Source organism: Halobacillus halophilus DSM 2266, assembly GCF_000284515.1.
Taxonomy (GTDB): Bacteria; Bacillota; Bacilli; order Bacillales; family Halobacillaceae; genus Halobacillus; species Halobacillus halophilus.
The window spans coordinates 1,635,878-1,650,219 of the sequence record NC_017668.1 but is presented as its reverse complement, the minus strand read 5'-3'; the positions used below and the strand labels follow the sequence as shown (position 1 = coordinate 1,650,219).

11 protein-coding genes are annotated in these 14,342 nt (G+C 44.4%); 3 read left to right on the top strand and 8 right to left on the bottom strand.

The annotated features are described in order from the left end of the window. The first annotated feature begins 104 nt into the window (after positions 1-104). Positions 105-1,447 (top strand): IS3-like element ISHaha3 family transposase gene (locus HBHAL_RS20810; protein WP_087946061.1). Its coding sequence is split into 2 segments (ribosomal slippage): positions 105-546 and positions 546-1,447, totalling 1,344 coding nucleotides; the frame shifts between segments, so codons are not numbered across the junction. Positions 1,448-1,935: 488 nt separating this feature from the next. Here the strand turns inward: HBHAL_RS20810 and hydA are convergent. From hydA to zupT, 6 genes are all read right to left on the bottom strand, one after another. Beyond that, on the bottom strand, positions 1,936-3,351 hold the full coding sequence (gene hydA / locus HBHAL_RS08155; protein WP_014642890.1) for a dihydropyrimidinase: 1,416 nt from the start codon (positions 3,349-3,351) through the stop codon (positions 1,936-1,938). A gap of 24 nt (positions 3,352-3,375) precedes the next feature. After that, positions 3,376-4,662, bottom strand: coding sequence for an NAD-dependent dihydropyrimidine dehydrogenase subunit PreA (preA, locus tag HBHAL_RS08150; RefSeq protein WP_014642889.1), 1,287 nt, complete (start codon positions 4,660-4,662; stop codon positions 3,376-3,378). Between the two features lie 27 nt (positions 4,663-4,689). Beyond that, positions 4,690-6,063, bottom strand: a complete 1,374-nt coding sequence (locus HBHAL_RS08145) for an NAD(P)-dependent oxidoreductase (protein WP_014642888.1) — start codon at positions 6,061-6,063, stop codon at positions 4,690-4,692. A gap of 137 nt (positions 6,064-6,200) precedes the next feature. Further along, positions 6,201-7,091 carry a nitrilase-related carbon-nitrogen hydrolase gene (locus HBHAL_RS08140; protein ID WP_014642887.1) on the bottom strand — a complete coding sequence of 297 codons (891 nt, stop codon included), beginning with the start codon at positions 7,089-7,091 and terminating at the stop codon, positions 6,201-6,203. Between the two features lie 342 nt (positions 7,092-7,433). Continuing rightward, positions 7,434-8,906: a CoA-acylating methylmalonate-semialdehyde dehydrogenase gene (locus HBHAL_RS08135; protein WP_014642886.1), complete on the bottom strand. Its 1,473-nt coding sequence runs from the start codon at positions 8,904-8,906 to the stop codon at positions 7,434-7,436. A 458-nt stretch (positions 8,907-9,364) separates the two neighbouring features. Continuing rightward, complete coding sequence (zupT, locus tag HBHAL_RS08130; RefSeq protein ID WP_014642885.1) at positions 9,365-10,171, bottom strand: zinc transporter ZupT; 807 nt, start codon at positions 10,169-10,171, stop codon at positions 9,365-9,367. Positions 10,172-10,599: 428 nt separating this feature from the next. On the opposite strand from zupT, the gene tnpB reads away from it, so the two are divergent. Then, entirely contained in the window at positions 10,600-11,724 is a 1,125-nt protein-coding gene (gene tnpB, locus HBHAL_RS08125) for an IS200/IS605 family element RNA-guided endonuclease TnpB (protein ID WP_014642884.1), read from the top strand. A gap of 218 nt (positions 11,725-11,942) precedes the next feature. Here tnpB and HBHAL_RS08120 read toward each other — a convergent pair whose 3' ends face one another. Then, entirely contained in the window at positions 11,943-12,611 is a 669-nt protein-coding gene (locus tag HBHAL_RS08120; RefSeq protein ID WP_014642883.1) for an SIMPL domain-containing protein, read from the bottom strand. 412 nt (positions 12,612-13,023) lie between these two features. Here HBHAL_RS08120 and HBHAL_RS22015 point away from each other — a divergent pair, with 412 nt between their 5' ends. Continuing rightward, positions 13,024-13,563, top strand: coding sequence for a 3D domain-containing protein (locus tag HBHAL_RS22015; RefSeq protein ID WP_014642882.1), 540 nt, complete (start codon positions 13,024-13,026; stop codon positions 13,561-13,563). Between the two features lie 74 nt (positions 13,564-13,637). On the opposite strand, the gene HBHAL_RS08110 is transcribed toward HBHAL_RS22015, so the two are convergent. After that, positions 13,638-14,261 carry a hypothetical protein gene (locus HBHAL_RS08110; protein WP_014642881.1) on the bottom strand — a complete coding sequence of 208 codons (624 nt, stop codon included), beginning with the start codon at positions 14,259-14,261 and terminating at the stop codon, positions 13,638-13,640. Positions 14,262-14,342: the final 81 nt, after the last annotated feature.

Sequence of the window (14,342 nt, the reverse complement as noted above, 5' to 3'; positions counted from 1 at the left end):
GAAACAACTCGCTTTCCTACGGGGGAACTGGCAAGCCTCCTCAGTCGCTTTGTAATGACCCCCAAATGTTGGACACCTTATGAAACTTAGGAGGGACCCAACATATGTCTAAACTTACTTCTCAAGAAAAGTACCTGATCGTCCAACGTTATCTCACGGAAAATGTCAGTTTCCGTGACTTAGAAAAAGAGTTTGGAGTGGATAGTTCTTCCATCCGTTATTGGGTGAAATTATCCGAATATCATGGTAGTGAAGCCTTCGACTTCCCCTATACAAACTATTCAGCTGCCTTTAAACTGAAAGTAATTCAACGTATAGAGGAAGAAGAATATTCGATTCGAGAAGCTTCCGCTATGTTTCACATCCCCGATTTCTCCATGGTACGCCGATGGCGTAAGAAGTGGCTGGAAGGCGGAAAAGAAGCCCTTGAATCTACAAGGAAGGGGCCAACACAGATGACGTCTCATAAGAAGAAAGAAGATTCAATGGATTCTTATGAAGCCTTAAAGAAAGAGAATGAACGCTTACGGATGGAAAATGAATACTTAAAAAAGTTAGAGACCTTAGCTCAAAAAAAGAAAGCATCTCGAAAGAAGAACAAGCGCAAGTAATCGATGAGTTAAGGTTTCATTTTCCAGTTAAACAGCTGACGGAAATAGCTGATATCCCTAGAAGTACCTATTACCATTGGAAAGAAAAGCAACTCGAGCCAAAAACGGACCGACCATTAAAGGAGCTTATCACCTCCATTTTTAAAGAACATAAAGGTCGCTACGGCTATCGCCGCATTGAAAATGAGCTTCGTAATCTAGGTCATGAAGTGAACCATAAAAAAGTCTATCGTCTTATGAAAGAACTGGGGCTTCAGTCTACGGTGAAAATGAAGAAATATCGTTCTTATAAAGGGAAAGTTGGTCAAACGGCTCCAAACATCTTAAATCGGAATTTCAAGGCGGATCAGCCGAATCAGAAATGGGTGACAGACATTACGGAGTTCAAGCTATTTGGCGAGAAGCTTTATCTTTCCCCTGTCTTAGATCTATTCAATGGAGAAATCATCACGTACACAATTGGTTCCAGACCCACCTATTCCTTGGTGAACAACATGTTAGACCAAGCATTTGAACGCCTTCATCCATCGGATGAACTGGTTATGCACTCCGACCAGGGATGGCATTACCAAATGGCTCCCTATCGAAAGAAATTGAAAGACCATCAAGTTACCCAAAGCATGTCCAGAAAAGGGAATTGTCATGATAACGCCGTTATGGAGAACTTTTTCGGTATCATGAAATCGGAATTCCTTTATTTAAGAGAATTTGAAAGTGTGGCCCATTTCAAACAAGAATTAGAGGAATATATCCATTATTATAATCATAAACGCATCAAATCGAAGCTCAGAATAAGCCCCATTTCCTATCGAGCCCGCTTTCAAGAATCGGCGTGATAATTTTAATGAATGTGTCCAATTTTAAGGGGTCAGTTCACTTCACTCCCTGTGGGGTCTCGCCTAGCTCCTTCTCCCGTGGGAGTCTCGTCGTTTCCTTCGCCAACCCACCCATGTTAGAATAACGAACCCTTCTATAGCGGGATTCATCCAGGTGGACAAGCTCGTTCTTAAAGAAGTCTCCACCATAAACCAGAGTGTATTAAACATGATTTCGAGTTCCCTATTTCGCAAGGTTCGGAGGGGGACGATGAAGACTCCTTTGGGATGGACATGAGCGGTAAGATCCCGGAAGGCGAAGCCTGAGGAAGCTTACCACATGCCCACGGAAAGCGAAATCGTCCCCCGAAGGACCTAATTCTCACAAAAGTCTCGAAACTGAGTCTACAAGTATCGGGAGCTTTACTTTCAAAATCAACCTTGAGGTTTTACAGAACCTTATCGTTCAACAGCCGGGTCGCTTGATTCTTGTTATCTGTAAGGCAGGACTAGTTTTGATAGAGTTCTTCCTGGGACTGTTTGAGTTCACCGAAACGGGCACGCTTCAGGTAGTTGCCGGATCCGATTTTTCCGACAAACTCCTTATCACGGATGACGAACTCTCCACGTGATAACACGCTGACTGGCTGACCGGTTACTTTTATTCCTTCAAAAGGATTGTAATCAGCGGCCATGTGACTCGTTTCAACCGATATCGTACGCTCGACATTCGGATCAAAGATGACCAGGTCTGCATCGGCTCCCACACTGATCGTTCCTTTCTGAGGGAAAATGCCAAATGTCTTCGCAATGCGAGTGGAAGTAATGTCCACAAACTGGTTTAGACTGATTCTGCCTTTTTTCACCCCTTCTGAGAACAGCAGGCTGACCCGGTCTTCGATAATTGGCCCGCCGTTTGGAATCTTCGTAAAGTCACCTTTTCCTAAATCCTTCTGCCCTTTAAAATCAAAGGAGCACTGATCCGATCCTAATGTCTGCAGCTCACCTGTCTTCAGCGCATTCCATAGCACGTCCTGGTGCTTCTTCTCACGTAGAGGCGGAGACCATACGTATTTGGCTCCTTCAAAATTCGGTTTTTCTAAGTAGCTTTGATCGAGCACTAAGTACTGTGGACACGTTTCCCCAATCACTTGATAGCCTTTCTTCCTCGCTTTTGAAATTTCTTCGACCGCGTTTTCACACGAGACGTGTACCACATAAAGCTGCGAGTTCGCGAGTCCGGTTAATTGAGCGGCACGGCCAGTCGCTTCTCCTTCCGCTTCAGGTGGACGAGTTAATGCATGATAGATCGGGTCGGTCTGTCCTTTTTCAAGCGCTTTTTTTACTAAGTGATCAATGACGTCCCCGTTCTCGGCGTGCACCATGACGAGAGCGCCGAGTCTTTTCGCTTCTTCCAGCGTGCGGAATAAAGTCTCATCATCGGCCTGAAAGACATTTTTATAAGCCATAAATACTTTAAAAGAGGTAATTCCTTCATCCTCAATGACGCTTGGCAGCTGCTCCAGTACGCTGTCATTCATTTCACTGATCATCAAATGGAAGCTGTAATCAATGACGGATTTATCGCGTGATTTCGCGTGCCATTGATCGATCGAATCCTGAAGCGGCTTCCCTTTATTTGTTAGACAGAAATCAATCACCGTCGTCGTTCCGCCATGGGCTGCAGCAATCGTGCCTGTCTCAAAATCATCCTTACTCACCGTGCCGCCGAACGGCATTTCTAAATGGGTATGAGGATCCACCCCTCCTGGAAAGACATAGTTGCCTTTCGCATCGATAATCTCAGCTGAAGAATCCGACAGATCCTGTCCAATCAATACAATTTTTTCATTTTCGACCATAATATCCGCTTTATACGTATCGGCTGCTGTGACAATGATTCCATTCTTAATAATTTTCTTCATCATAACCCTCCACACTATTTATGTTTATTTGATCAAATCCACTTCACAGGATGAGGCTGCGCCAATCGCTGCCTGTCTTTCATTCCATGTCATCGGCGGTTTACCATTCGCATAGTCCACCATATCGATTGCCCCATCAACCGGACAGACGATAGAACATAAATTACAGCCGACACAATCTTCCTCACGCACCCTCAGAATATCGTTGCCATCCTCATCTTTCAGCATGTCGATACACTGGTGGGAAGTGTCTTCACAGGCGATATGGCACTTATTACAGTTGATGCACACATCATTATTGATTTTGGCAACAATCTGGTGGTTCAAGTCCAAGTTGCCCCAGTCCGAATACTTTTCTACGGATTTACCTACAAGATCCATCACCGAATCGATACCTTTTTCATCCAGATAGTTGTTTAACCCGTCATTCATGTCCTCGACGATACTAAAACCGTGGTGCATCGCGGCTGTGCAAACCTGTACGCCTGTCGCTCCCATCAGCATAAACTCGACGGCTTCCCGCCAGCTTGAAACCCCGCCCATCCCGGAAATCGGAACATTAATTTTCGGATGACGCGCACATTCCGCTACCATATTAAGCGCAATCGGCTTCACGGCCGGACCACAGTAGCCGCCATGGGCGCCTTTCCCAGCTACGTTTGGAATCGTATCCCACGTATCAATATCCACTCCGGCAAGACTGTTAATGGTGTTGATCATACTGACCGCATCAGCCCCGCCATTCACGGCCGCCTGTGCTGTAAAGGTAATATCCGTAATATTCGGGGTAAGCTTTACAATGACCGGTGTTTCAGCCACTTCTTTCGCCCACATCGTTTGTTTTTCCACGAGCTCCGGGACCTGACCGGATGCAGCACCCATCCCCCGTTCTGCCATTCCGTGCGGACAACCGAAATTCAACTCCAGGCCGTCCACGCCGACTTCCTCCACACGCTTCACGATTTCATGCCACTTTTCCTGGGTAGGTTCGACCATTAGAGAAGCAATGATCGCATGATTCGGAAACCTCTTTTTCGTTTCATAGATTTCTCGTAAATTCACTTCCAGCGGTCGATCGGTTATCAGTTCAATATTGTTGAATCCAGCTACTTTTTGACCATTAAAACCAACGGCGGCGAATCGCGAGGTAACGTTCAGGATCGGTTCCCCTAACGTTTTCCAAACGGCTCCACCCCACCCGGCTTCGAATGCACGCTGCACCTGGTACCCAGAGTTGGTTGGAGGTGCCGAAGCCAGCCAAAAGGGATTGGGAGATTTTATTCCTGCAAGATTTAAACTCAAATCAGCCATATCATTACGCCTCCTGAAATAGTAGTTTTACATCGCGGCTGTGGGTGCGGGAGCTAACTGTTTATGAATGGCCATGGCGACTTCTTTACCCTGCTGGGCGGCTGTCACCACCATGGCTTCCCCTTGTCCTTTTGCAAAAATTACGTCTCCTGCAGCGAAAACCTTGGAATTGGACGTTTGCAGGGATTCAGGGTCCACTTTGACGACACCGCCTTCATGATCCAGACCGAAGGCCTCAATTAAATCGGAATAGCGTGTCTGTCCGATCGCTTTAATAACGGCGTCGGTTTCGATGACAAATTCAGAACCTTCCACCGGTGCCGGTCTTCTTCGTCCATCCGCGTCCGGTTCGCCCAGCGCCATTTTCACACATTTCAGGTGCGTCACCTGATTCGTCTCATCCCCAATGATTTCGATTGGCTGCGTAAGCCAGTTGAATTCCACATTATCCTGTTTGGCAAAATCGTATTCAAAATCATAAGCGGTCATTTCTTTCACGGTACGGCGGTACACAATTTTCACATCCGCCGCCCCTTTTCGAGCTGCACAGGTGGCCGCATCAATCGCCGTGTTGCCTGCACCGATAACCACTACGTTTTTACCGAGCAGTTCCTTAGTGAGAGGTCCTGATTTCGTACTCTTAACAAACTCAATCGCATCATGCACACCCTGCAGTTCTTCCCCTTCAATTCCAAGCATCGGGACATTCCCCATACCTATGGTCAGGACAATCGAATCATATTGCTCGGATAATTCTTGAAAAGTAATATCGGTTCCGACTCTAGTGTTTGTCCGTATTTCAACGTCCATTTGTCGGACCTGATCAACTTCCCAGCGGGAAATATCCTGCGGCAGCCGGAACGACACGATGCCGTACGTATCCAGCCCTCCAGCCTCAGCCTCCGCTTCAAAAATCGTTACCTCATAGCCGAACCGGGCAAGTTCACGGGCTGCCGATAAACCAGCTGGTCCTCCTCCCACAACGGCCACTTTCATGCCATTCTTTTCTCCAGGTTTGAATAACAGTTGTTCGTTCTTGATGGCCCAGTCGGTCGCAAACCGCTGCAGATCACCAATCAAAATCGGCTGCGTGGAATGATTTAATACACACGCTCCTTCACAAAGCTCCTCGGTCGGGCAGACGCGGGCACACGTAGCACCGACAGGATTCGAAGACATGATCGTCGTGGCCGATCCCTTTAGATTGCCAGAAGCAATCTTTTTGATAAACTTCGGAATATCAATGCTTGTTGGACAAGCCTTAATACAGGGAGCATCATAGCAGTACAAGCAGCGGTTAGCTTCTTCTATCGCTTCCTGATTGTTAAGCCCTTCGTGTACTTCCTCGAAGTTTAATTTCAAGTTCTCTAGAGATATTCCTTTGCTTTTTAACTGAGTCAATGCAATGAACCTCCTTTAATAGATACTTGCAAAACGATTCAGATGAATGGCTATACAAAAGAAGTTCTACATAGGGAAAAGTGATCTATTTTCCTTTGCTCTATGAAGAACTTCTTCTAGGATTCTGGAATTCTCTGTTACGGCAGAAGCTGACCCATCTTCTCGTAAGTCTCTGGACGACGATCCCGGTAAAACTGCCACGTATCTCGGACTTCCCGAATAAACTTCTTATTCATTTCACCAATGATGACTTCATCCTGATCACGGCTGCCGGTAGCGACAAACTCTCCTCTCGGATTCACAAGGTAGGACTGACCATAAAATTCACCCATATTCCACGGACCTTCATAACCGACACGGTTAATAGCTCCTAAATAATAGCCATTTGCTACCGCATGAGCCGGCTGCTCAAGCTTCCATAAATATTCGGACAGACCAGCTACAGTAGCTGACGGATTGAAAACGACCTCCGCCCCGTTTAAGCCAAGCACGCGTGCCCCTTCAGGAAAATGACGATCATAGCAGATATAAACGCCGACCTTAGCAAAAGCAGTATCGAACACGGGATATCCCAGGTTTCCAGGCTTGAAGTAATACTTCTCCCAGAATCCATATCCCTTGTCCCCTACACCCACCTGAGGAATGTGATGTTTGCGGTATTTACCTAGATACGATCCATCCGCATCGATGACAGCCGCTGTATTATAGTACGTTGCAATCCCTTCTCTTTCATAGATTGGAAGAACAATAACAACTCCAAGTTCTTTGGCAAGCTCCTGAAATTGAACCGTTGTCGGACCATTTGGAATTTCTTCTGCTGCATCGTACCACTTTGAGTTTTGTTCCGAGCAGAAATAAGGACCATAGAAAATTTCCTGCAGGCAAATGATTTGCGCTCCTTTTTCTGCCGCTTCCCGAACCAGTTTAATATGTTTTTCGATCGATGTCTGTTTGTGAACTTCGACCGGTTCATTTCCATCTACATCGTGAGAAGCTTGTATTAACCCAATCTGGACTTTATCGGACACGTAAATTCCTCCTTATGTAATAAGATCCCTAATTTTTTAAAATGGCTTTCACCCGTGTAAAGTCTTCACCGTTACGATCCTTACTGATTCACCTCCTCACAATTATTTTAAATTTTCTTTATTTGCTGAATATTTTGTAATTTATATATACTTTACCGTAAGTTTATTAATTTGCCATTATACATACTGTAAAATGTTAATTTGGAACGACTATGCGTTTTGTCAAAATAAAGGGGTGGGATCGATGCACGTAAGGATCTGTTTAAAGGAAGGATTAATTAGGGAAAATCAAAAGAAATTGAAAGAAGCGGAAGTCTTTACGTCTTCCGCTTTTTCAGTCCATTAATACCAGCGTTGAGTCAGCATTTTCCTCTTCGTATAAAAATTCAGCCCGTCTTTTCCGTTGGCATGAAGATCTCCATAGAATGATTTCTTATTACCAGAGAAAGGAAAGAAAGCCATAGGGGCAGGAACGTTTACATTGACGCCCAGCATGCCCGCATCCATTTCTTCTCTGAACTGCTGTACAGCCTTGCCGCTTGAGGTATAGATGACAGCTCCATTCGCAAATTCGGATTTATTGGCCGTCTCAATGGCTTCATCCAGGGTTTCGGCGCGTACAATACTTAGAACCGGTGCGAAGATTTCATCTTTCCAAATTTTCATATCTTCGGTCACATAGTCGAAAATCGTCGCTCCTAAGAAATAGCCTGATTCATTTTCACGGAGTTCTACCCGGCCGTCACGAACAAGCTTCGCGTTTTCTTCTTCACCGGCTTCAATATAACCGAGCACCCGGTCTCTGTGGGACTCACGAATTAACGGTCCTAAGTTTGTCTCTTCCGCTAACCCATCTCCTACATTTAACTGATCAGCAGCCTCTTTCAGTTTGGCAACCAGTGGATCAGCAACTTCGCCGACCGCTACTACTACGGAACAGGCCATACAGCGTTCCCCGGCGCTCCCGAAAGCTGCATTAACAATTCCTTCGACAGACTTATCGAGGTTGCAGTCCGGCAATACGAGGGAGTGATTCTTGGCCCCGGCAAGTGCCTGCACACGTTTTCCATGGTTCGCAGCCGTTTTATATACATATTCCGCTACGGGCTGAGAGCCGACGAAAGATATCGCATCAATCTCTTCATGCTCAAGCAGACCATTCACTACATCATGAGCACCATTCACCAGGTTCAGTACTCCTTTTGGCAATCCAGCTTCATGCATGAGTTCCACTAACATCTTCGCAAGAATCGGTGTCCGCTCGGAAGGCTTCAGGACAAAGGTGTTGCCGCACACCAATGCCAGCGGAAACATCCATAAAGGAACCATCATAGGGAAGTTAAAAGGCGTAATTCCTCCGACTACACCGACTGGATAACGGTACATTCCCGAATCTATACCTTCCGCGATATCCGGCAGCACATCCCCCATCATTAAACTCGGCGCTCCGGCAGCGAATTCTACACACTCGATTCCCCTTTGGACTTCACCCGTCGCATCTTTTTTCGTTTTTCCGTTCTCCTGGGTCAGCACTTTGGCTAGCTCATCCCGATTTTCCGTGAGAAGCTGCTGGTATTTGAACATAATACGAGCTCGTTTAGGAACAGGCGTCTTCTTCCAATCTTTAAATGCCTGTCTTGCCGATTGTACAGCTTTATTTACGTCCTCTTTCGATGAAATAGGAACACTTGCGATGATCTCTCCTGTAGCGGGATTGGGCACATTCTCCACTTGCCCACTTTCAGACGAAACCCATTCTCCATTAATAAAATTCTGAATGACCACCTGATTCGACTTCGAGAAAGTTGTCTCCATCTTTTCACCTCAATTGGTAGATTCTGTTCTTTTTTGCTCAGATTCATTATAAATTCAGAAAATTCCAACATCAATGGACGAAATGTCAAATGAATATCTCATCTAATTGACACTATGACGGTCGTTGTGGATTTGGAGGGAATGGAAAAGCAGTAACCTTCACTTAAACAGAGCATACAAAAAAACCGTCCAATCAACTATCGATCGGACGGTTTTTATTAAAATTTTTTGGAAGACTCGGCTTCGATGCTTTTTCGGAAAAAATGGTGGATGGGAAATCAAATCTCTCCGCTCTTTAATCCCTACCGATTAAAATGCCTGGATTAGGCCATGATCTACCTCATTATTGGACAGTGCGCCTTTCCATTCGGGCCGTGCGCATCCTCCGCACCCTCCATTGAGCCGTCAGATCTCGATCCTCGCCCTACCATCACATGTAACAGTGCCTTAATTTATATTTAGATAAACAATAGTAAACTTAAGGCCATAACCGCCATACCGGCTACCACGCCATAGATGGATAAATGAGCTTCGCCATAACGGCGGGAGGCTGGGAGCAGTTCATCCAGTGAAATAAATACCATGATTCCGGCAACTCCTGCGAATAAGACTCCGAACATTACATCATTCAAGAATGGCATCAGGACTAAATACGCAAGTATAGCGCCAACCGGTTCGGACAGTCCACTAAGAAAAGAAAGCTTGAAGGCTTTTTTCTTATCCCCTGTGGCAAAATAGACCGGTACGGAAACAGCGATTCCTTCTGGGATATTATGAATGGCGATCGCCGCTGCAATCGCGATACCGAGGCTGGGGTCGTTAAGCGCCGCTGTGAAAGTGGCAATCCCTTCTGGAAAGTTATGAATTGCAATCGCCAGTGCTGTGAACGTCCCCATTTTTAATAAATGAGATTGATCGACAGCTGGCTCAGAAGCGGACATATCTTCCACTTTTTTCACTTCATGCGGATTTCCTGCTTTTGGAATCAATCGATCAATAACAGCAATGACTACCATTCCACCGAAGAAACCGGCGACGGTAATCCACTTACCAGGTACTTCCCCCATAGCATTTACCAGTGAATCCTGGGCCTTGAAAAAGATTTCCACCATCGATACATAAATCATGACTCCTGCTGAGAATCCAAGTGCCAATGAGAGAAATCTAGTATTTGTCGTTTTTGTAAAGAACGCTAGTACGCTTCCGATCCCTGTGGCTAACCCGGCAAGCAGCGTTAAACCAAAGGCTAATAATAAATTTTCCATTTGTCTCTCCCTTTCTTCTCTGTCTAATCTAGAATCATTGTAAATCAAGTTTTTCCTTAATGCAACTTTTTTAGCTGTAGTAATATTTTATGTGCCTATTTAAAAAATGATACTGGAAATATAAATCTTCTGATGTACTCTATTCGCCTATCCTGAACCGGTTCAATAAAATTTAAAAAAGCACAGCCCGAGGGAGGACTGTGCTTCGCTTTTATTCATGTTTGCCTCTCGTTTTAAATGACTAATGCAGTTGTTTGATCCTCTTTTAGCATTTATCGGCAGAAGCCTCCCTCTTCAAGCACTGTGTCGAAGACCGGTGGTAAGGGGGAGATGAATGCCTTCGCCTTCAGGCGAAGGTTTTCGTTTTCTATTTTTACGGTCGTATGGTATTCTGAAATGAGAACGTAAGTTCCTGTATGGAGGTGGAAATGGTGACGCACAAAGCTTATAAATTTCGCATTTATCCTAGTAAAGAACAAACAACGTTAATTGCTAAATCCATCGGATGTTCACGTTTTGTGTTTAATCATTTCCTCTCCGAGTGGAACAATGCTTACAAACGTTCTGGTAAAGGTTTGTCTTATGCAAAATGCAATAAACAACTTACACAAATCAAACAAGATTTCCAATGGTTAAAAGAAGTTGATAGTACAGCTCTGCAAAATTCGTTGAGGAATCTTGCAGATTCTTTCGATCGTTTTTTTAAGAAACTTAACAATAGACCGAAGTTCAAGTCTAAAAAGAATAGAAAGCAATCTTATACCGCTCAATACAACAAAGGCAATATCAGAATAGTCGGTAATAAAGTGAAGCTACCAAAGGTAGGCTGGGTGCTGTTTGCTAAGAGTCGTGAAGTAGAAGGGCGTATTTTAAGCGCAACTGTTAGGCGGAATCCTTCAGGTAAACATTTTGTTTCTATTCTTGTTGATACAAAAGTCGAGAGACTTCCTAAAACCAACTCCTCTGTGGGTATTGATCTCGGATTGAAAGACTTCGCTGTTCTCTCGAATGGCACCACCTATGAAAACCCACGATACCTACGTAAGACCGAAAAGAAACTAGCAAAAGCTCAACGTATCATTTCCCGAAGGGAAAAGGGATCTTCGAATTGGCATAAGCAACGGATTAAAGTAGCCAGACTCCATGAAAAGATTACGAACTCTCGCAAAGATTATCTGCATAAGATTTCTACCGAAATCATCAAAAACCACGATGTGATTGGGGTAGAAAATCTCCAAATTTCCAATATGCTCAAAAACCGAAAACTATCCAAATCGATTAGTGATGCGAGCTGGTCGATGTTCACTACTATGCTCGAATACAAAGCAGAATGGTACGGAAAACAATTGATACCCGTATCGAAAATTTTTGCGAGTTCGCAACTGTGTTCCTATTGTGGATACCAAAACGGTGAGGTGAAGAATCTCGCTGTTCGAACGTGGGATTGCCCGAAGTGTGGCAGCCACCACAACCGCGATCTAAATGCGAGCTTCAATATATTGAAGGAGATTCAAAGGATCCTTCCAACCGTCGGTGCGACGGGGCTAGCCTAATCATTTGAACGAATCGTTAGGTTCGTGCTCTTAGGAATCCCCCAACTTCAAGGAGTGTCAGCGAGTAAGTGGGGGTAGTTCAATGGACTAATCAAGGGTATTAATACAGTCTTTTTTCCCCCAACGATTAAGTCACTTGAAGTGAACCATCAGCCAATGTCTCGGTGTAAGGGGTCCTACTTTATTTACATAAGTAAATTATAGTAAATAATATTACCTTAAGAATTGTATTGAAACTTCACTTCCACCCGCGCAGATGTCTTTAGTTCTCCCGGTGCAATCGGAACAGCACCGCTGCTTACCATTTCGGCCTGAGCAAACGACCGGGGCGCCGCTCTTCCTCCATCTTTTTCAATGATTTGAATCGGAGTTTGATCAAGCTTAAGATTCATCGTGTTAGCAATCGTCTGAGCACTTGCCAAAGCGTGCCCCAGAGCGATTTGTAACGCCTTTTGATAAGCAGCTTGAGGACGCTTAAGGGTGAACTGGATACTGGCTATCCGGTTTGCACCATTCGATACAGCCGTATCAATGACATAACCGGTTTGCTCGACGTCTTCGATTGTCACAGCAAGGATATGTGTCACTTCATATCCTCTAAATACCTGCTTTCCATCTATATAATCATATTGAGGCGATACGGAATATTCAGCTGTCTGGATGTTTTCCTTAGGGATTCCCGCTTGAACGAGTGCATCGGTGATCTGCTGGATGGTTGAACTGTTCAATGCTTGAGCTTTGCGAATGTCCGTATCCTGATTAACGAACCCTATTTGAGCACTGGCTGTGTCCGGCCGGGTAAGTACGTGGCCTTCGCCTTGGACCGTAATTGTACGCCGCCCTTCCTGATGATCCCGCATCAGCCCCTGGTAAGAAAGACTGTTCATGTATGGAGTCCACCTTTCCCCTAACATCGTTTACTATTATTTCATGTGGGCAGCCATGAAATTATTCCCTAAGCAAAAAGAATCGTGAGAGGAGCACGGCCAGAACATAGGGGTGCTGCATAGACTAAATTATCTCATAAGCGAGAGGAGTGTTTTTTATGAGTAACCGTCCCAACAACGATCAGCCAAAAAGAAAACCTTCACGTACTTCCTGTTGCGGAAAGAAAAGAAGAGGCACGTCCAAATAGCATTTTGAGAGTCGCAACGGTGAGATGCGGCTCTTCCATTTAATCAGTAATCTACTACTTTTGTTACATAAATGTAATACAAATGTCTCATAAATTGGCTTGTATATACATCCTTCCAACTGCTATACTCCATACAGTAAAACTTTTGGAAGGGGATCATCGTCATGAAGAAATCCTGGATTCTACTTTTTTCTATTGCTTTTTACACCTTAGGAATCTTAAGTTTCAGCCCTAATTCCCAATCAACGATTGCTGCCGAAGAACTGGACAAGCCAGCCGAAACAGTGCAGAAAGTTAACAAAAAATCATCTGAACTTGATACAAAATCGACCACTCATAAACGATTTGAAAAAGAAGACAAGAAACCATCAGCCTCAAAAGATAAAGAAGAAAAACCTGAAACAGAAGTAAAACGCACTGTAACCGTAGAGGCTACTGCTTATACAGCTTTTTGTGACGGATGCAGCGGCAAAACGTCTACAGGAATTGATCTCCGTGCCAATCCTGACAAAAAAGTGATTGCCGTAGATCCAGACGTGATCCCCCTGGGTTCTAAAGTGAGAGTACCCGGTTACGGGGTGGCCGTTGCCGGCGATATCGGTGCTGACATCGAAGGCCGCCGCATCGATGTCTTCCTGCCAGAAAAAGACGAAGCGTTTGACTTTGGACGCCGCGACGTTCAGGTCGAAATTATTCAATCTTAATTAATAGCTCTTTAAAAGCTTATAATGGATAAGTAACACCCCCCTGGTTTTCTAACCAGGGGGGTGTGTTAGGTTCAACTTAAGACCAAGTAAAGCTCGTCCACGTTAATATAATTTATGCTCGTAACTTTCCCTGCTTCATTCGTTTGTGCCTGGCCTCGAACTTCCATCGTTTTACTTTCTCCGCTTTTGTTATTATTATAGGACACTTCCATCGAAAATTTGTAATAGCTGTTCTTATTTTCTATCATTATACCTTCCGTTTTCAACGTAAAATCTGGATGCGCTGCCCTTAAATATCTCAGAGCACCACTATCATTTATTACAAAACTTTCATAGAAACGTTCACTAGCGTAAGGTTCAATACGCTCTTCAAAGTATTCATTAATTTTTTTAAAGTGGTTATTATAGTCTTCGCTTCCAAATTCAGTGTTACCCATCCCGATTAAAGCTTTTTCCAACTTTTCGTTAGGTCCATTAAATACATTCTGCAAAACAGTTCGTATGTTTGACTTACTCTCGCTTTCTTCTTCACCGTTTACCTCGGCTGAGGAAGTAGAAGAGTTATTCCCCACTTCAGAAGAAGTCGAAGAGTCAGGATCGGAATTAGAGGTGGAATTAGAGCAGCCCGTAACTAAAAATAGTAAAGCAAACAACGCGATGGGTTTCCAATACTTCTTAACCTTTTTCAAATTCAAGGTGTAACCCCTCCGAAGAATCCATAATCATCCTTCTTACTTTTTCTATCACCTTTCGAAATTGTGCACTGATTTAATCAA

What these genes read in the sequence shown, in the direction of transcription:
- hydA (WP_014642890.1), bottom strand. Translation starts at nt 3,351, where the DNA reads ATGAAGAAAATTATTAAGAATGGAATCATTGTCACAGCAGCCGATACG.
- preA (WP_014642889.1), bottom strand. Translation starts at nt 4,662, where the DNA reads ATGGCTGATTTGAGTTTAAATCTTGCAGGAATAAAATCTCCCAATCCC.
- HBHAL_RS08135 (WP_014642886.1), bottom strand. Translation starts at nt 8,906, where the DNA reads ATGGAGACAACTTTCTCGAAGTCGAATCAGGTGGTCATTCAGAATTTT.
- zupT (WP_014642885.1), bottom strand. Translation starts at nt 10,171, where the DNA reads ATGGAAAATTTATTATTAGCCTTTGGTTTAACGCTGCTTGCCGGGTTA.
- tnpB (WP_014642884.1), top strand. Translation starts at nt 10,600, where the DNA reads ATGGTGACGCACAAAGCTTATAAATTTCGCATTTATCCTAGTAAAGAA.
- HBHAL_RS08120 (WP_014642883.1), bottom strand. Translation starts at nt 12,611, where the DNA reads ATGAACAGTCTTTCTTACCAGGGGCTGATGCGGGATCATCAGGAAGGG.
- HBHAL_RS22015 (WP_014642882.1), top strand. Translation starts at nt 13,024, where the DNA reads ATGAAGAAATCCTGGATTCTACTTTTTTCTATTGCTTTTTACACCTTA.